Here is an 18,354-nt window from a genome sequence, read left to right on the forward strand (position 1 = left end):
CTGCTACAACAAAAGATTAAAAATCCAGCTGGACGTGTAAAAAAATGCTGCTTATTATTTCTTCATGCCTACAAGGTAGACCCTGCTTTACTTCTCTTTCTTCGTTACTCTCAATTGAAGCAAAAGGAGTCTGCTGTCTGGCCTTAACAATAACAATAAATCTGGCCAGCTTACTCCAGTGCACTGCCCCCGGAGAACGGTTTGCGCCTAATCAGAGGGTAAGTCTATGACATCCATCATTAAATTGAGCTGGCTGCTCGCCGTTTCTATTGTTCTGACCGGTTGCGCAGCCGAAGCCAAGTTGGGAAAAGCTGACGTATCAGGCTTTGATGCAGCCAATGCCACCGTAAAAGTGGAATACAGCATACCCACAGACGCAGAACTCAGCGCTGAAGAAATGACGGAGCAACAGCAGCTGCGTATGACGGAAATTCAGAATTTATTAACTCAGCATGGCTTCCAGCCAGTGTCTCAAGATAGCAGCACTTTCAAAATAAAAATCAGCGAAAGCGCTGTTGAAGAAACAACTGGCGAATGGGCTGGCGCTTTGGGAGCCAACGCTGTGATTTTTACCCTTGGTGTTGTGCCGGCCATTTTTAGTTATAAAACCAGAATTCATTATGAGTTGTGGGCAGGACAAGAACTGTTGCACAGCATTGATACCCCAGCTGAATGGGACGAAGCCGTAGGCTTAATCTCTGTGTCATCGACTTTAAGTGGCGCCGAATCGGCCAAAAACTCAGCCCGTACTGAAGCCCATGATAGCGTGCTGCGTTTATGGATAGAGCAAGGGTCTTTTGAATGAGCGCCAGAGCCAATCTACTGCGCGTTGGCAGCGCGTTGAGTTTATTGTTGCTGGCACCACTGTGCAGCGCCAGCCGCTATCAACCTGACCCGCAGTGGCTGCAAAACATCAAATCGGCCGAGTCTTTTCTGCCCTACCGACTGGGTGTCATTGAATTTAAAGAAGGCAACAGTGATGCCTGGTTGGAATACATGGGCGATTTACGCGCTGCCCTTCGAGCCAGTAACTATTTCCAGACCGCTCAGGCGCCCCGGCTGAAACTGCAGATAGAACGCGGCTATGTCGCTGGCGACGTTGATGAAGACGGCTGTAAAACCACGGCTGGCAGTCTGGCACTGACGTATCGGTTCTATGAAGGGGCCAAGGAGGTCAGTCGTTTCTCTATCACCACTCAGGCCCCTGTCGACGGTGACAGCAATGACTATGATGCAGCAATGGCCGGCAATCTGAAACTGCTGTTGGTAGAACTGCGCAAAAGTCATGGGGATGCTGGGTTCAACACTCAGGCCAGCAGCCTGGAAAGTGCTATTCAACAGGAGCTCAGCGGCGGTTCCAGCTTTGGCTGTACTGTTGGGGTAGCGCTGGCCAATGGCTTTGTGGCCACAGTCGAAGGCACCATGGAAGTCGTCTCGGGTGCCGGTGAGTTCGCTGGGGCTGCACTTGAAGTGGCTGCCAGCCCGGAGTTTCAAAACACCTTAAACGCGGAAATGGCCAACTATCAGGCGCAGCAAGCCCAGCAGGCTCAATTTCTGAATAATCTGCAAGCGCAGGCGGACGCTCAGGCCGAAGCCCAGCGTCAGCAGCAACAAGCAGAGCAACAGGCCGCTCAACAGGCACAGGCTGCGCAACAACAAGCAGGCCGTGAGGCACTGGCCAAACAGCTCGCAGACGGCATTGCCTACCGTAATATGCAGATGTCCCAAACCACAGACCCTGCCAGGTTACAACAGCTGAAACGCGACAATGCCGCCGCCATGCAGGCAGCCCAACAAATGGGTATGTACAGTCAGGTCGATATCATGGCAACCCAAGGCACTCAGGCCGGTTATGACCAGGCGCGGGCTCAGCGCACAGCTGACGAGCAAGCCGAGAAACAACGACTGGCGGCTGAACGGATTGAGCGGGAACGACTGCAGCGTGAGCAAGAGGCGACACAACGGGCTGAGCAGCAACGATTAGCCGCGGAAAAAGCGGCGAAAGAACGTGAAGAACGCCAACGTCAATTGCAGCAAGAAGCTGAAGAACGGCGTCTGGCTGCAGAACGGGCTGAGCAACAGAAAAAACAGGCCTGGACGAACTGGCTGGCGGTTTACAAAAGCAGTATTCGCCTTGGTGCTATGCAATGTGATGGCAAAGATAAGCCGTACCGGCTGATTGGTGACCGACCCACCAATCCTATGCCCAAAGAAATCAACCATTACTCTTCATGCATATCCGTGCACTACGAAGCGCGTTGCCCTGGCACGCCGAGAGGCTCAGGCCTTCGCGGCACCCAATATAATTTCACTGGTATGGGCTTAGGGTGTTTGTCTGCAGAATCACTCATGCCGCAGCGGCTGGCATGCAAAGACGAGCAAGTAATAGTTGAAACCCTAGATGTCACAGGCTGCGGCGGATAAAGAAACTACAGACTACAGTCACTGCACCAGGCAGAGGTTGTAATCTGGAACAACGAGGAAAAAGGTGTGAGTCGGCCCGTTAAGCCGGGTTCTGTCGTGGACAATCATTCCTCTAGGACGTACGTCACCGTACGCCTCAAGCAACCTACCCGCCCCCAACGCGGGCCGCGCCAATGGGGGCCTATTTGGTCTTGCTCCGGGTGGAGTTTACCGTGCCACGAACTGTTACCAGTCGCGCGGTGCGCTCTTACCGCACCCTTTCACCCTTACCTGATCCCGCAAGCGGGCCATCGGCGGTTTGCTCTCTGTTGCACTAGTCGTAGGCTCGCGCCCCCCAGGCGTTACCTGGCACCCTGCCCTATGGAGCCCGGACTTTCCTCCCCCTGCTTGCGCAGGCAGCGATTGTCTGGGCCAACTCACGGCGCGCATTATACCCTTCTTCCTCGAAGCTGCAAGGTTGTTGGCTGCGCTCTTTCTATACAGTATGGATATCGATGACATTTACGGGCGGGGACAAGCCCGCGCCCCTACAACACCGTGGCGTTGCAACTCCGATGAATTTGGCTATTACCCTTCTTCCCCGAAGCTGCAAGGTTGTTGGCTGCGCTCTTTCTATACAGTATGGATATCGATGATATTTACGGGCGGGGACAAGCCAAATTAACATCAGATTGGAACTTGAAACGGGCGGGTACAAGACCCGCCACTACGATTCGATATCCCAACTTAACCCCAGCTTGTATAAGGCATTTTTCTTTTCGCCATGAATTTCTGCCGTTAAAGCTGCGGCTTTTTTCAGTGGCAATTCACTCATCAGCAGCTTCAGGGTTTGCTGGGCTGCCGGGTTAATTTCTTCTTCGGCAGCCAAAGTTGGCGCTATCATCAGCACCATTTCGCCCTGACAACGGGCCGGGTCTTCATCTAACCAGGCTGTGATTTGTGCAGCTGTACCATAGACAAAGTTTTCAAAGGTTTTAGTCAGCTCTTTGGCTAAGACCAGCTCACGTTCTGCGCCAAACACCTTCACTACATCTTCTAAACAGTCTTTGATACGGCGCGCCGTTTCGTAACAAATTAAGGTGCCCACACCTTGAGGAATGGCACTTAATACATTCTGGCGCTGCTGACTTTTAGCTGGTAAAAAGCCAATAAAGTGGAATTTATCTGTAGGTAAACCAGCGCAGCACAAGGCGCTTATCAAAGCACAAGGACCAGGGATTGGTACGACGCGCACACCAGCATCACGGCATAACCTCACCAGGCTGTAACCCGGGTCGCTAATCAGCGGTGTACCCGCATCTGAAATCAAAGCAACGTCTTCGCCTGCCTGTAATTTCTGCAATAAAGTGGCAGCACGTTGCTTTTCGTTGTGATCATGCAGCGCCAGCATTTTTGCTGAAATACCTAAGTGGCTAAGTAACTTACCGCTGTGTCTTGTGTCTTCTGCCGCCACCCAGGCCACAGTGCTTAAAGTTTTAATAGCGCGCTGACTAATATCGTCTAAATTGCCGATAGGCGTGGCTACTATGTATAAATTTCCGCTTTGTATGGTCATATTTCTCTAATTCATTGAGCTTAGGCACGGCACTGAGTAAGATACCTGCATGTTTCTTTCATTGTACCTGTGCATTGTGAAATCCAGCAAACTGAAGCCACTTATTCTTTTAGGCAGCGCTATAGCGTTAGCCAGTTGTTCTTCCACTCCAGAGCAAACTGCTCCGGTAAAACGAGCTCCGCTCGTCAAACCTGCTCCGCAAGCAGAAGAAGAAGTAGAAATCGTTAAAATCGCAAAGCCGTTGTCTGGCGCCGACTTTATTGAACAAGCTGGCCAACAACAAGGTTCAGAGCAGCAATGGCAGTTGCTTGAAGCGGCCAAAGCGCATTTGCAGCAAGGCGAAATAGAACAGGCATTAGCCATTAGCAGAGTTCTGGCACAGCAAGCTGCACCCGAAGTACAGCAGGCTAATTTATTAGCTTTTTTTCAAGGCCTAGTCGCAGCTGGCGATCATGAAGATATTGAAAAATTCAGCAGCCAGTACTCGTTAAGATCATTCAGAGCTGAAGACAAAGCTGCTTATTTGCAAAGCCTGGCACAGTACCAAAGCAGCAGAAGAGAACCGGATAAAGCGGTTAACACTTACCTGCAGCTGCTGACATTGCAACCAGAGCAAACACAATACCAAAGCGCATTGTGGCAACAATTGGGTATGCTGACACCTGACCAATTAGAAAAGGTGCGTCAAAGCTCTGATCCAACAGCTCAGGGTTGGGCCCAATTACTGCAACTGCATCAGCAGCATTTAGGTAATACTCCGGCTTTAACTCAGGCAATCAGCGACTGGCAGCAACAATACTCAAACCTGCCGTCTTTGCAGCAACTGCCGGCTGAAATTCAGCAGTTAAGCGCAGTCGATGCGTTTTCGCCGCAAACTATTGCAGTATTGCTGCCTTTTAGCAGTAACTTCCGCCAGCACGCTGAAGCCATTCAACAGGGAATTCTGGCGGCATCTGCCAACCAGCAAGCCCGTTTAATTTTTATCGACAGCCAAACAGACACTGCAGCACTGAAACAGCAGCTGGCTGCCGAACAAGTGGATTTTGTGATTGGGCCTTTGCTCAGAGAACAAGTAGATGTCATTTCACAACAAGCAGATTGGACCATTCCAACCTTGTTTTTAAATGGCAAAACCGACTTAGTGCAACAATCTGCCGACAAGTTTTATTTTTCACTCAGTGTAGAAGATGAAGCGCACCAAATGGCCATGCTGTTTAAGCAAAAAAACTATAAACAACCTGTGCTGATGGCGTCCCGCAATCCGCTAAGTCAGCGAATGGCTGAACAATTTGGCCGTGATTGGAAACAAATAGCGGGTAAAGAGCCGGAAGTCTATTGGTTTGCTGATCAGGCGGGCATGGAAAGCACCATCAAACAATTACTGGAAACCGCTGCCAGTGAGCAGCGTATCCGCGAAATCAGTCAGTTAGCTGGTGAAAGTGTCAAAGCTGAACCTCATAGTCGTCAGGATATAGACGCTATATATTTACTGGCCGACCCATCGCAAACCCGTTTATTGAAACCCTACATTGATGTGTCAGTAGCTCCGACTAAAACCACAGTGCCTGTGTACGCCAGTTCACGCAGCCATCAGAAATCAGCAGAGTTCACCGACCGCCGTGACTTACAGGGCTTAACTTTTACCGAAATGCCATGGATGCTTAGTACTGGCCAGCAGCAAGAATTCCGTCAGCAATTTGAGCAGCTGTTTCCACAGCAGGATGAAACTCTGCAGCGTTTGTTTGCTATGGGTTACGACTCCTACCACTTAATTTTCCGTTTAAAGCAGCAACAGCAGTTCCCTGCCCTGCGTTATCAGGGCTTAACAGGTAATCTGGCCTTATCCACAGGCGGACAGGTTCAGCGACAGTTAACCTGGGGCAAATACAGTAAGGATGGTTTGCTGACACCACGGACGCCATAAATGAGCAAAAGCACTGGGCAGTTTTATGAACAACAAGCCTTAGTGTTTTTACAGCAACAAGGCTTACAGCTGGTGCAGCAAAACTACAGTTGTCGCTTTGGTGAAATTGATTTAGTGATGCGTGAGCAACAAAGGTTGGTTTTTGTGGAAGTGAAATTCAGGCGCAGCAACCATTTTGGTGGTGCTGCTGCGGCCGTGACCTTAAGCAAACAACAAAAACTAACCCGCACAGCTCAGTGTTATTTACAAAGTGTTGGCCAACAACATTGCCGTTTTGATGTAGTGGCCATAACCGAACAGCCAGCAGATATTTGCTGGATTAAGAACGCTTTTGCAGGAACAGCTAACTAATGCAAGACCATATCAGGCAACTTTTTACTGAAAATATTCAAACCATGATAGCAACAGCCGAAGCTTTGTCTGAGCCTATCGAAAACGCCGCCGCCAGTCTGGTGAACTGCCTGATCAACGGTGGCAAAGTAATATGTTGTGGCGAAGGTGCATCAGCAGCTTTAGCCACTCATTTTGCTCAGCTGTTATTGGATCAGTTTGAAGCCGAACGGCCTTGTTTACCCGCTTTTGCCTTGTTAAGTAATAACTCCAGCTTACAACCAGGTAATCAGGAAAACCCTGATCATCTGGCGCGCCAGGTGCGGGCTTTGGGTCAATCCGGTGATGTGCTGGTCGCCATTTCAATGACAGGTGAAGAACATAATCTGATCAAAGCTGTTGAAGCCGCCTTAACCAAAGATATGACTGTGGTGGCTTTAACTGTAGATAACAGTGGTGAATTATCGGGTTTACTGGGCAACCAGGATACTGAATTAAAGGTGCCGGCGCACAGACCGGCGCGGGTGTTTGAGTGTTATACCTTTTTACTGCACGCGTTATGCGAACTGATCGACATAACTCTGTTTCCGCAACAAGGAGATCTTTGATGTTGAATAAATTAATGCTGGTGTTACTGACCAGTTGGTTATTACAAGGCTGTGCGGCAGCTGTATTGGCAGGCGGAGCAACAGCAGTGACTTCTGCCGGCGATCCACGCACTCTGGGTAGTCAGATTGACGATAAAAGTATTCAGGTCAAAGTGATCCGGGCCTTAGACGAAAACCCGGAAACCAAGAAAAAGGGCAATATCAATATGACCAGTTACAACGGCATAGTGCTGTTAACAGGTCAGGTGCCAAATGAACGGGTACGTGAAGTCGCGGCCGAACTGTCCAGAGTCGAAGGTGTTAAAGATGTGCATAACCAGCTACGTGTAGCCAGCGAAATCAGTTTTGCTACAGGCAGCAAAGACAGCTGGATCACCACACGTATCAAAGGTAAATTTCTGGCCGATAAAAACGTCAGCGGTTTGAATATCAAAGTAGTCACCGAAAACGGTGAAGTGTTTTTAATGGGTCTGGTCAGTCAGCAAGAAGCTGAAAGAGCCGTTAACTTAGCACGCAACGTTGATGGCGTAGCTCGCGTTATTAAAGCTTTTGAATACAAGGATCAGTAGCCTTGGCTCTGTCACTGTCTTAATCAACTTATGATGTAAGGTCAGAGCCTAAGCTCTGGCCTTTATTATTCAGCATTCCTGCACCGACATAGCCATAAACAAGTTCGGGTCAATAAACCAGGACAAAGTGACTAACGAAAAATAAATCGACAGCAACCCATAGTTAAATCAATGCCCAGCCTGATCAATCACCTTAGCCGTTCTGTTGGCATACAAGACCTGTTCTTCTGCAGTCATCTTACGACCATCAGGCGCAGAGCCAATCAGCACAGGACAAAAACCAAAGCAGCGCAATTAAATCAATCCTGGTCAGCATAACAAACCTTATTCCAGAGACAATTCAGTTGCCAACGGCAAGGTAAAGTAAAAACAAGCGCCCCCTGTTTCGGATCGCTGATAACCAATTTCACCACGCATGGCTTTAATCAGATCTTTACATATCGCCAGACCCAATCCCGTTCCTGCAACTTGTCGGCGATCCGATGAATCTGCCTGAGAAAACTTTTCAAATAATCGGGGCTCAAAGCTATCGGACACACCAGAACCCTGATCTATCACAGACACCCTGACTTTTTTGGCATATGACTCCATGGTCACTCTCACTACAGCGCCAACAGGCGAATGCCGTATCGCATTGGCCAGTAAGTTGGCCATCACTTGCTGCACTCTGACTTCGTCCACTTCGACCCATAAATCATCCTGCTCAGCAGACAGCATCTCCAGCTTCACCTGACGCTGTAAGGCAACGGGTTGGTTCAAATCTATTGCCTGCCTGACCAATTCAGCTAAAGGCCAAAGCCTTAACTTAAACTGCATTTTATTGACAGCGAGTTTTTCGATATCCAGTAAATCGTTGATAAGTTTACCTAAACGCTGACTGTTTTGCTGCGCAAGCACCAACATATGCTGCTGCTTTTCGTTCAGCGGCCCCAAAGCTCCGCCCACAGCCAAACCCAAAGCACCGCTGATCGCTGTCAATGGTGTGCGCAATTCGTGGCTGACTGTGGAGACAAATTCGTTTTTCAGTTGTTCCACTTTTTTGCGCTCGGAAATATCACGAATAAGCCAGACATAACGCGCTTTGCCCTGGTGTTCAGTTCTGTTTCGCGACAAATCCATTGCAAAAATTTCGCCGCTGTAGCGCATCCCTTGTAGTTCAACAGCTGCACCGTCGTCCGGTGCCAGTGTGGCTAATACTGCGGCCTGCCCGGGCGCGAGCAGCACACTAAAAGGTTGCCCCGCCAGTTGAATAGGCAAGTAACCAAACACTGTGCTGACAGCACTGTTGACCCTGTCAATTGTGCCGTCCAAATCTGTAGTGACTATAACGTCCACTACACTGTTCATAATACGGCGTGAGTACATTTCATTGTCTTGCAGTGCATCGGCGAATAAAGCACTGCGCCTGTATGAATGCAGCAACCAGGCCAACATCAGACAAAACACAACAGACAAAGACGCGCCTAATAAGCGCCATTGCCACAAGCCCCAGCCTGCGGCTTCATCCATAAAGCGCACAGCAATTTGCCACTCTGCGCCTTTAATATTTAAATCCAGGATCAGCGCATCTTTGCTAAACAAATGTGAATAACCAAACAAAGCTCCTGAACTCGCATTTTTTTTGCGGATCCCGACCTGAACCTGATAGCTATTGGCTTGTTGTAACAGCATCTGATTAAAAGACGTTAAATCCAGTACTGTGCTGATAATGCCCCAGTAGCTGCCATCATTCAGAAACAATGGCAGCCGATAGATATACCCTTCCCCCCCCTGGATAAGAGCAATTGGCCCCACTAATTTTGGTTCTTTATCTTCAATCAGCTGTTTAATTTCAGGCCATTGTTGGGGCAGGTTTTTGTAGTCCAATCCTAAGGCTCTTTCATTGCCCTGCACCGGATAAATCAGTGTCAGCACATTGTCTGGTGCCAAACCTATATTGCGGATATGTTTGCCTTGCTCCAGCAAATTTCGCAATAAAAACAGCATTTCCTTTTCGGAAAGTTTGCCATCGCTGGCGCGCAAATGGGACGCCAGCCCCAGGCTCATATACAAAGAGGTATTTAATTCGGATTCCACAAAAGAACGCAGCTGTCCTGATAAGCCAATCAACTGCTGCAGCGCCTGATTTTGCCGCTGCTCAACCAATTGCCTCGATTGATATTCGGTCACAATCCCAGCGCACAGCAAACAAAATAGCGGCACCAGCCACTGCCAGGGCAACAGCCATTGAGATTGGTGTGTGGAAACTCTGCTCTGTTCCATGGTTTATAACCTGTTGAACATATTCTGTATCGCTACTGACTATAACCTACTCCAGTGATATTACTCCATGCCAGAGTAACAGAATAAAAGTTGTGCTGAGTATCGGCTCAAGCCGTGGTAAACTGCCCCGCCCTGACGGCATGACACTGCATCAGTAGAGGAGAAGCGCTGTGACTGAATTAATTCTGCAAACCCCGGACGACTGGCACTTACATTTTCGCGATGGCGATATGCTCAAAGAAACAGTGGCAGCCACTGCCCGCTGCTTTAAACGCGCAATCGTTATGCCCAATCTTGTACCTCCTGTGACCAATGCAGCAGAAGCTTTAGCTTACAAAGAACGTATTCTGGCCGCCCGTCCTGCAGGCAGCAGTTTTGAACCTCTGATGGTGTTGTACCTGACAGACAAAACCACAGCTGAAGACATTAAAGCGGCCAAAGCCGCTGGCGTAGTCGCAGCTAAATTGTATCCGGCAGGCGCGACCACCAACTCTCATTCCGGTGTCAGTAGCTTAAGTAAGCTTTATCCTGTGCTGGAAGTGATGGCAGAGCAGCAGATGCTGTTGTTGGTGCACGGTGAAGTGACCGACAGCCATATCGATATTTTTGATCGGGAAAAAGTCTTTATCGATCAGCATTTAACTCAGCTGATAAACACCATTCAAGGCCTGAAAGTGGTATTTGAACATATCACCACAGCGGACGCTGTTGAATTTGTTAAAGCAGCGCCAGACCGCGTTGCTGCCACCATTACACCTCAGCACTTACTGCTGAACCGTAACGATATGTTAGTCGGCGGTGTACGCCCGCATAACTACTGCCTGCCAGTATTAAAACGCCGTACGCATCAGGAAGCGTTACGTGCTGTGGTTGCCACTGGCAATAAGAAATTCTTCCTTGGCACAGATTCAGCACCACACGCTAAACACCGTAAAGAGGCAGCTTGTGGTTGTGCCGGTTGTTACAGCGCCTGGAGCGCAATTGAACTCTATGCACAGGTGTTTGAAGACTTAGGTTGTCTCGACAAGTTAGAAGGTTTCGCCAGCCACTATGGCCCGGATTTCTACAACCTGCCACGCAATAGCGGCACCATTACTTTAGTAAAAGAAACCTGGACTGTGCCTGCTGAAATCACCCTGCCGGATGGCAGCCCGATAGTGCCTTTCTTCGCTGAACAGCAATTAGGCTGGAAGCTGAAACAAGGCCTCTGATCCTGGAATAAGGGGTCTGAATTGTCAGGCCCCTTTGACTTTTCCTCAGCTGCATTTTCCGCTCCGTGCACTCTGATAGACATAACAATTTATCTTCACCCTTCTGTCTGGCCAGACGAATTCACCTCGCACAACACAATAGCCGCTAAGTTTTTCACACCAGCTTTATGTAAATATATGTAAAGATGAAAACCATTCGTATTATAATGCGCAGAAAATTCAGGCACTTTTGTTGTATGAGGTTCTTATGAAACACCAGACATTACGTCACGCAATCCGACTGGCAGTTACAGGTGTGCCTTTACTGGCCTTTAGTGTGTTGGCCGATGATCAGAACGTTGAACGCATTCAAGTGGTAGGTCAGGCTCAATCTTACACTGTGGATCAAAGTAGCACCGCGACTAAAACCCCTACAGCCCTCAAAGATATTCCTCAGGCAATCAGCGTCATTACCGAAGAGTTGATCGATGACCAGGCTATGCAAAATATGTCTGACGTAGTGCGGTATGTGCCAGGTGTCCAAATGCAACAGGGCGAAGGCCACAGAGACGCACCAGTGTTGCGCGGTAATACCTCTACTGCTGATTTCTTTCTGAATGGTGTGCGTGATGACGTGCAATACTTCCGCGACTTGTACAACGTGAAGCGGGTTGAAGTACTGAAAGGGCCAAGCGGTATGATCTTTGGTCGTGGCGGCGCAGGAGGCTTAATTAACCGCGTCACTAAACAAGCCAACTGGACAGACGGTCATGCTCTGGATCTCGCCCTAGGCAGCTGGCAACAACAAAGAGCCAGCGCCGATCTAAACCATGCAGTGAATGATTCTGTTGCAGCACGGGTAACCGCTTTATATGAAGACTCGGAAGGCTTTCGCGATTATATGGAGTTAAAGCGTCAGGCTATCAACCCTACTCTGACCTTTAAAGCTTCAGACGCAACCACAGTGGCACTGAGTTATGAGCATTTTAAAGACGATCGCACCACGGATCGTGGCGTTCCATCGCTCAATGGCCGCCCGGTGGCAGTCCCACGCGAACAGTTTTTCGGTAAACCAGAAGACAGCAATTCTGATGCCGTTGTCGACGCCTTTGGCGCTACCGTTAGCCACGATTTTGGCAATAATATCACTCTGACTAACACCACCCGTTATGCCGATTATGACAAGTTTTACGGCAACGTCTTTCCGGGCGCAGTGAACGCCCAGACCCAAAGAGTCAGCCTGGCAGCCTATACCAGCGAGACCTTAAGGACCAACCTGATGAACCAGACCGATTTGGTGATCCAGGCGGACCTGGCAGGCATGCGTCACACTATGCTGACAGGCGTTGAACTGAACCGACAGAAAACCGACAACCAACGTCTGACCGGTTACTTCACTGATATCAGCGCCACAGCGACCTCAGACACTGTACCGCTGGCCAACACTATTTATTCTGGTAGCCTGGAGTTTCGCCCAAGCGCAACAGATGCCAACAACCACAGTGTGGCCAAAACAGCGGCGTTCTACCTGCAGGATCAGATTGAGCTGGACCAAAACTGGCAGGCCATTGTTGGCCTGCGCTACGACCGCTTTGACGCTGAGCTGTTAAACAACAGAACTTCCGCAGTGCTGGATGCCACTGACAACCTGTTGTCGCCGCGGGCAGGCCTGATTTATCAGCCTAGCCAGGACCTGTCATTTTATGCCAGCTACAGTTTATCCTATGTGCCACGCGCCGGAGAGCAACTGGCCTCGTTAACTGTCAGCAACCAAGCGCTGGATCCGGAAGAATTCACTAATAAAGAAATTGGTATGAAGTGGGAGCTAGGTTCAGGCCTGAATTTCACTACAGCACTGTATCAGTTGGACAGAACCAATGTAGCAGTGACAGATCCGGCCGACCCGACCCGCACTATTCTGGTAGATGGTCAGCAAGTGCGTGGTCTGGAACTGGAAATGGCAGGGCAGCTGAGCCAGCACTGGCAGCTGGTGGCCGGTTTTGCTTATCAGGACAGTGAAATTCAGACGCCAACTGCACAAAATGGTAACCGTCTGGCTCAGGTTCCTAAACAAAGCTTTTCCTTATGGAACCGTTACCATCTGAACGACTCCATTGCCGCAGGCCTGGGCTGGGTGGCGCAAAGCAGCGGCTTTGCCACCACAGACAATAGTGTCACACTGCCTGGCTTTGGCAGGCTGGATGCGGCAGTGTTCTACAGCCTGAGCCCGCAACTGCGGGTGCAGCTGAATGTGGAAAACCTGCTGGATAAAACCTATTACGCTTCAGCTCATAACAACAATAACATCACTCCAGGTACGCCAAGAGCCTACCGTGTGGGCCTGAGCTATAAGTTCTAACCTGACTCAGGCACACTGATAACAGCCCGGCTGCCGGGGGCAACTGCTGCCTCTGGCACAAATCAGCTGGGCTGGCTTTTCCATACTGCGTTGTACCCACTGAATATTCAGCACGTTAGCTACTGTATTTAAAGTGCTGCGAATAGCTTTTGGTACCATAGCCCCACCCTGAGCCCTGACACAAAGTTGCTTCAGCTCCTGCGCCATAGTATCGACGTCTATGCCCTGAGCCTCGATCGCAGGATTTAAGTCTATTCCGGCACAAAGCACATGAGCATTGCCCGCCAAATCAGAGACTTTAGTCGATTCACAACAATAAATCCGAGGCTGGCCCTGTACATCAAGAATAGACAGCTGCGCTGAATGCGCTGAATCCGCAGCCTCAAACATCCTAAAAACAGCCCAGTGCTGACAGGGGTCTTCCACCTGACGCATATTGCCCCAGGGCAGTGGAATACCGTTGCCCCGGTACACAGCTTTCAGTTTGCCCGGCGTATAAGCATCGAAATAATGCCAGTGGCTATATGGCGACACAGCTGTCATCCGGCGCATAGCCACCGAAGCCGAAACACCTGCTAACCGGTGTGAGCTGATTTCATAGCCTTGTTTATCCAGCAACTGGCGAAACGGCATTTTAGGGCACAATAAAGCACCAGCAAAAAAGCTCGATTCAAAGTCGCGCCAGGCATGCAAAATATCCTGCGGAGCTACAGCACTATCGTCTGTTGGCACAGATTCAAAAGCACCACCGACCATCATGCCGCTTTTCACGCCATCCTTGTTATGCAGCACTGCATGGCCAATATGCACAGCCAGCTCGTATTTCAGTCGGGTCGGCCACTGCTGCAGTAACTTATTTAAATGCAGAGTTGCGGGCGGCAGAAAATACGAAGTCGGCACGTTTTTCGACAATACGCCCAGCTCGTCCAGTACTTCTTTTGGCGTTTGCTCAAACCAGCGCACCTGCAGACCCAATTGCTGCACTATCTGCATTAAATCTTCCACCGACAAGGGCATACGCTTTAGGCCCACTTCTTCAGCGGCTCTTTCCAGCTCAGGAAAATGATTTTGATGATGCTCCTGATGCGCGCGGATCAGTAACTGCGCAAACTGCCGACCGCTAATACCGGTTTGGGACAACATCTCCGGTATCGCAATTTGCAGAATATCGTTAGAAAACAAAAAGCCCGGTTCCAGCGCCATACCAGACACACCGCCCCTACTGCCTTTTTGCGGTGTGATATCCAGTTGCTGCTCTTCACCATCAAGAAACCATTCCACTTCTTTTTGAAAAACTTCAGCAATGACTTGCAGCATATCCAGGCTCGGCACCCGCTTGCCACGCTCAATCATCGACAAATAAGACACTGACGGCGCGTACTCAGAGTTCACTCTGATGCAGCGGGTCGACAAGTCTTCCATCGTCAAATTATTCCGTTTCCTCAGGTTTCTGATCTTAGTACCAAGGAAATGCGACTTTCTGAGTAAACTTTTATTAGCTGTCATTTTGTAAAATTCACACTGTGAAGTTTTTATTGTGAAATTATCCATAAAACTAACATAGACTAAATATCAAGCAACAGCAATGCTGCTTTACTGGCCCTACAGCCTTAAAAACTAATTAAAAGCAACACACAACAGGACAACAATCATGAACATGACAGCCACCCAACACTCACACCAGGACCATGATATCCGGGAAGAGATCAGCTACATCGCCGGGCTGAACCAGAGTCATGTCCGTCAGATCATGGATTACTCCAAAGCTTTTCTGGATAAAGTTTTTCCACTGGACCGCGGCTCTCACCAAGATGTTTGCAGTTATGTGGTGTATTACCAGCATGTATTGGCTTTTTTTGCCGACGGCAGTAACAGCGGCTTAAAAACTCCGGCGCAGTTTGTCGCTTTTGGCGGCCATCCGGAACAGCCACAATCGCTGTTGTTAAAAGACGGCGAACGCCATGTCGAATTATTGTTTTGCCACAAAGGCGCGCATGGCTCCATGGATAAAGCTGGTATTGAAGATATCCAATTGCAGCTGACAGGCGAACAAAATGGCTGGTTCAGTATGATCCGGGGTAACGCTCAACCAGCTCCTTGTATTGCCAGTACACAAAATAGTCCGTGTTTTCGTGCAAAAGATGGTGGCGATTACCGAGTAAATTAGTTATAACTAACGCAGTTGATTTTTTGTACTCAAAGTAATAGAAATTACGAGTACATATATTTGCCTAACCTGATAAAAATCAGGGGCAAAAAGAATAAAAACAACAGGGGACGATAGACGTTCGACGGGGAGAAAAAGGCCAGCAACTTGCTGGCCTTTTTTATATATTTTTAAGGTGTGTGCCAGCACTAAAGCCTGAAATCACACTCAGAGCAAAGTCATCTTGCAGTTTAAGACTGAACTTAATTAACTGAAACTCCACCAGCTAAGGGACTGAGCATGAACGAAAAAACTATATCTATAAGTCCAGACTGGTTAAGCGAACTGAAACAACATGCCGGCGAACACAAACTGGCTGCTGTGGGATTAGCTTTAGCTTTGTTTGCTGTGCTGATTTTACTGGCACAAAGCATAGTGCATTTGTCCAACTCTCCTTCTTCTGAAAACTTAAAGCTGGCGTTATTAGGCGGCACAGCAGGTTTTGTTGCTACTACCTTAGGCGCTTTGCCCGCTTTGTTATTACGTAGTTTGCCGCAGGCGATGGAAGACAGTTTATTAGGTATAGCTGCAGGCATGATGCTGGCGGCCAGTGCATTTTCCTTGTTATTGCCAGGTATTGAAGCAGGCACAGAACTGTTTCAAAGCGACACTTTGGGAGCTTTGGTGGTGGTGTTTGGTATGTCATTGGGCGTATTGCTGATGCTGGGTTTAGATGCCTTTACCCCACACGAACATGACAAAACAGGCCCTTGTGGCCCTGGTTATCAGGCCTGCGACCGCATCTGGTTATTTGTTTTTGCTATCGCCTTACACAACTTACCTGAAGGTATGGCGGTGGGCGTTAGTTTTGCTAATGGGGATATGTCGGTCGGTTTACCTCTGGCAACAGCCATAGCGCTGCAGGATATACCTGAGGGTTTAGCTGTGGCTTTATCCTTAAGAGCTGCAGGCTTTAAACCGGGTTTTGCGGTTTTTGTCGCTGCAGCCAGCGGTATTTTAGAACCTATAGGCGCATTAATAGGCGTAGGTTTATCCAGTGGTTTCGCCGCCGCTTACCCTATGGGTTTAGGTTTAGCGGCAGGCGCTATGATTTTTGTAGTCTCGCATGAAGTGATCCCAGAAACCCATCGCAACGGCCACCAAACCGCCGCTACTTTGGGTTTAATGGTTGGTTTTGCGGTGATGATGGTACTCGATACCACTTTAGGCTAACTAATGGTTTTCGTGCTGGCATAAACTCACCAGCTTAGCTTTCAGGCAAGCCTGCAAATCCGCAGGCTTGAGCCCTATCTCCAGCCCTCTTTTACCAGCGCTGACATAGATAGTTTCAAAACCAGCTGCCGAGTCATCAATAAAAGTCCGTAGTAGTTTCTTTTGCCCAAGCGGGCTGACACCACCCAGCACATAACCACTGCTGCGCTCTACATCAGCAGCGGCCGCCATAGCGGCCTTTTTGGCACCAGCAGCTTTGGCTAACTGTTTCATATTCAGCAGCTGATCCACAGGCACTATGGCGGTCACCAGCTCTTTGCTATCGAGTGTTGCCACTAAGGTTTTAAACACCTGTGGCGCAGCTAAACCCAGCTTGGTCGCAGCTTCAAGACCATAAGATTCAGCTTGAGGATCGTGCTGGTATTCCAATACCTGATGCGGCACTTTGAGTTTTTTCAGCAGCAAAACAGCGGGTGTCATCACAGCATCCTTTACTTGTTTTTAGGCTGCTATTGTGGAAACAAAGGTGCTGAAAAATCAACACCTTTGCTCTGTTCTATATCAGGAAGGTCCGCTCAGAAAAACAAACTGCTGCGCTGCACAGCAACACGGCCATCAGAGAATAACCAGCGGCCTTTCGCCATTACAGCTTTTAACTCCAAAGTGTTTTTATCAATCAGTAATAAGTCGGCATCAGCGCCAAGCTGCAACTGGCCTTTATGCGGCAGCTTTAAAATACGCGCCGGGTTTGACGTCACAACCCGCAGTGCGTCCTGCACCGGCACACCTAAACGAATCGCATCTGTCATTTCTTCATATAAACTGGCGATACGGCCTTCCCCTAAACCAACAAAATTATTCTGCGCGTCGAACACGGGCAAAGAGGCATTAGCATCGGACGAAAAAGTCACATGCTGTAAATTCACGCCAGCTTTCACCGCCTGCAACAAGGCGTCGGCACATTTAATTTCGCCCTGGGCTAAATCCTGAGCCGTAGTGCTGGTGGTTAAGTCGATATAACCGCCCTGAGCCACATAATCAAAACCCATTTGCAGCAAGGCCTGATTGCGATTCATATGAGTCGGATAAAACTGGGTAATAGGAATATCGGTGCTGGACGCCACTTGCAGCAGTTGAGCTATACCTTCAGGCGAAGGCCCGACATGCACACTAACAATACCGGCTTTACCCGAGAGCATACCGCCCACGCGGGCCTGCGAGGCTAAACGCGCCAGCTCCTGCACTGTAGGCTGTGACGAGCGGTGATCGGCTATCGCCACTTCACCTACCCCAATAAACTTGTCGATCAGCACCAGATCCTGCAACAAGTCGCCCATCAGGGTATAAGCAGGCACCTGATAAGAGCCGGTATGGCAATAACAAGTTAAACCTTCTTCATCCAGCGCATGCGCCTTAGCCAACAGATTAGTTAAAGTGCGGGTGACAGCGTCCGTGCCAAGTACACCCACTAAAGTGGTCACTCCAGCTTCAATCGCATCTGTCACTTTCAGCTCAGAGGTGCGGCTGCGAAATCCACCTTCGCCACCACCGCCAATAATATGCGCCAGCGAGTCGACTAAACCCGGCACTACATAACAATCACTGGCATCCACTGTTTGCACTATGCTGCCTTCAAGCTCTGCCTGCTCACCTAAGGCAGCAATTTGACGTCCAGCTACCAGCAGGTTGGTTTGGCCTAAAGGTTCAGGCGAATAACAGATCCCATTTACTATTCTGGTGATCATAAAAAATCC

General features: G+C 49.2%; 16 protein-coding genes and 1 other RNA gene. 10 read left to right on the forward strand and 7 right to left on the reverse strand.

The genetic code is table 11. The features are described 5' to 3' along the window. Window positions 1-226: 226 nt before the first annotated feature. Window positions 227-805: a hypothetical protein gene (locus EK374_RS18030; RefSeq protein ID WP_127025921.1), complete on the forward strand. Its 579-nt coding sequence runs from the start codon at window positions 227-229 to the stop codon at window positions 803-805. Beyond that, entirely contained in the window at window positions 802-2,424 is a 1,623-nt protein-coding gene (locus tag EK374_RS18035; RefSeq protein ID WP_127025922.1) for an MAP7 domain-containing protein, read from the forward strand. Before EK374_RS18030 ends, EK374_RS18035 begins: the two co-directional genes overlap by 4 nt. Before the next feature lie 64 nt (window positions 2,425-2,488). Here EK374_RS18035 and rnpB read toward each other — a convergent pair. Both rnpB and rsmI read right to left on the reverse strand, forming a co-directional pair. Continuing rightward, window positions 2,489-2,842, reverse strand: an RNA gene (rnpB, locus tag EK374_RS18040) — RNase P RNA component class A. 288 nt (window positions 2,843-3,130) lie between these two features. Next, complete coding sequence (gene rsmI / locus EK374_RS18045; RefSeq protein ID WP_127025923.1) at window positions 3,131-3,979, reverse strand: 16S rRNA (cytidine(1402)-2'-O)-methyltransferase; 849 nt, start codon at window positions 3,977-3,979, stop codon at window positions 3,131-3,133. A gap of 49 nt (window positions 3,980-4,028) precedes the next feature. On the opposite strand from rsmI, the gene EK374_RS18050 reads away from it, so the two are divergent. From EK374_RS18050 to dolP, 4 genes are read left to right on the forward strand one after another with little or no spacing between them, the layout of a single operon-like run. After that, window positions 4,029-5,903, forward strand: coding sequence for a penicillin-binding protein activator (locus EK374_RS18050; protein ID WP_127025924.1), 1,875 nt, complete (start codon window positions 4,029-4,031; stop codon window positions 5,901-5,903). Beyond that, on the forward strand, window positions 5,904-6,254 hold the full coding sequence (locus EK374_RS18055) for a YraN family protein (RefSeq protein WP_127025925.1): 351 nt from the start codon (window positions 5,904-5,906) through the stop codon (window positions 6,252-6,254). It begins immediately after the preceding gene. Further along, window positions 6,254-6,841 carry a D-sedoheptulose-7-phosphate isomerase gene (locus EK374_RS18060; RefSeq protein ID WP_127025926.1) on the forward strand — a complete coding sequence of 196 codons (588 nt, stop codon included), beginning with the start codon at window positions 6,254-6,256 and terminating at the stop codon, window positions 6,839-6,841. Before EK374_RS18055 ends, EK374_RS18060 begins: the two co-directional genes overlap by 1 nt. Then, window positions 6,841-7,410 carry a division/outer membrane stress-associated lipid-binding lipoprotein gene (gene dolP / locus EK374_RS18065; protein ID WP_127025927.1) on the forward strand — a complete coding sequence of 190 codons (570 nt, stop codon included), beginning with the start codon at window positions 6,841-6,843 and terminating at the stop codon, window positions 7,408-7,410. Before EK374_RS18060 ends, dolP begins: the two co-directional genes overlap by 1 nt. A 168-nt stretch (window positions 7,411-7,578) precedes the next feature. Here the strand turns inward: dolP and EK374_RS21025 are convergent, their stop codons facing one another. Continuing rightward, the gene (locus EK374_RS21025) at window positions 7,579-7,704 is read right to left on the reverse strand and encodes a hypothetical protein (protein WP_267898321.1); all 126 of its coding nucleotides are present in this window, start codon (window positions 7,702-7,704) and stop codon (window positions 7,579-7,581) included. Between the two features lie 30 nt (window positions 7,705-7,734). Continuing rightward, a complete protein-coding gene (locus EK374_RS18075) occupies window positions 7,735-9,672 on the reverse strand; it encodes an ATP-binding protein (protein ID WP_127025928.1) in 1,938 nt (645 codons plus the stop codon). A 170-nt stretch (window positions 9,673-9,842) separates the two neighbouring features. On the opposite strand from EK374_RS18075, the gene pyrC reads away from it, so the two are divergent. Further along, window positions 9,843-10,883 carry a dihydroorotase gene (gene pyrC / locus EK374_RS18080; protein ID WP_127025929.1) on the forward strand — a complete coding sequence of 347 codons (1,041 nt, stop codon included), beginning with the start codon at window positions 9,843-9,845 and terminating at the stop codon, window positions 10,881-10,883. 247 nt (window positions 10,884-11,130) lie between these two features. Then, window positions 11,131-13,221: a TonB-dependent receptor gene (locus EK374_RS18085; protein ID WP_127025930.1), complete on the forward strand. Its 2,091-nt coding sequence runs from the start codon at window positions 11,131-11,133 to the stop codon at window positions 13,219-13,221. A gap of 6 nt (window positions 13,222-13,227) precedes the next feature. Here EK374_RS18085 and EK374_RS18090 read toward each other — a convergent pair whose 3' ends face one another. Then, window positions 13,228-14,772: a DUF3612 domain-containing protein gene (locus EK374_RS18090; protein ID WP_325049682.1), complete on the reverse strand. Its 1,545-nt coding sequence runs from the start codon at window positions 14,770-14,772 to the stop codon at window positions 13,228-13,230. A 100-nt stretch (window positions 14,773-14,872) separates the two neighbouring features. Between EK374_RS18090 and EK374_RS18095 the strand changes: the two genes are divergently transcribed. Both EK374_RS18095 and EK374_RS18100 read left to right on the forward strand, forming a co-directional pair. Further along, window positions 14,873-15,388: an aldolase/citrate lyase/malate synthase family protein gene (locus tag EK374_RS18095; protein ID WP_127025932.1), complete on the forward strand. Its 516-nt coding sequence runs from the start codon at window positions 14,873-14,875 to the stop codon at window positions 15,386-15,388. A gap of 279 nt (window positions 15,389-15,667) precedes the next feature. Next, window positions 15,668-16,600: a ZIP family metal transporter gene (locus tag EK374_RS18100; protein WP_127025933.1), complete on the forward strand. Its 933-nt coding sequence runs from the start codon at window positions 15,668-15,670 to the stop codon at window positions 16,598-16,600. Here EK374_RS18100 and ybaK read toward each other — a convergent pair whose 3' ends face one another. Further along, the gene (gene ybaK / locus EK374_RS18105) at window positions 16,601-17,080 is read right to left on the reverse strand and encodes a Cys-tRNA(Pro) deacylase (protein WP_127025934.1); all 480 of its coding nucleotides are present in this window, start codon (window positions 17,078-17,080) and stop codon (window positions 16,601-16,603) included. Between the two features lie 95 nt (window positions 17,081-17,175). Beyond that, on the reverse strand, window positions 17,176-18,345 hold the full coding sequence (gene iadA, locus EK374_RS18110) for a beta-aspartyl-peptidase (protein ID WP_127025935.1): 1,170 nt from the start codon (window positions 18,343-18,345) through the stop codon (window positions 17,176-17,178). Window positions 18,346-18,354 lie beyond the last annotated feature (9 nt).

It is taken from the genome of Rheinheimera mangrovi (assembly GCF_003990335.1).
GTDB lineage: Bacteria > Pseudomonadota > Gammaproteobacteria > Enterobacterales > Alteromonadaceae > Pararheinheimera > Pararheinheimera mangrovi.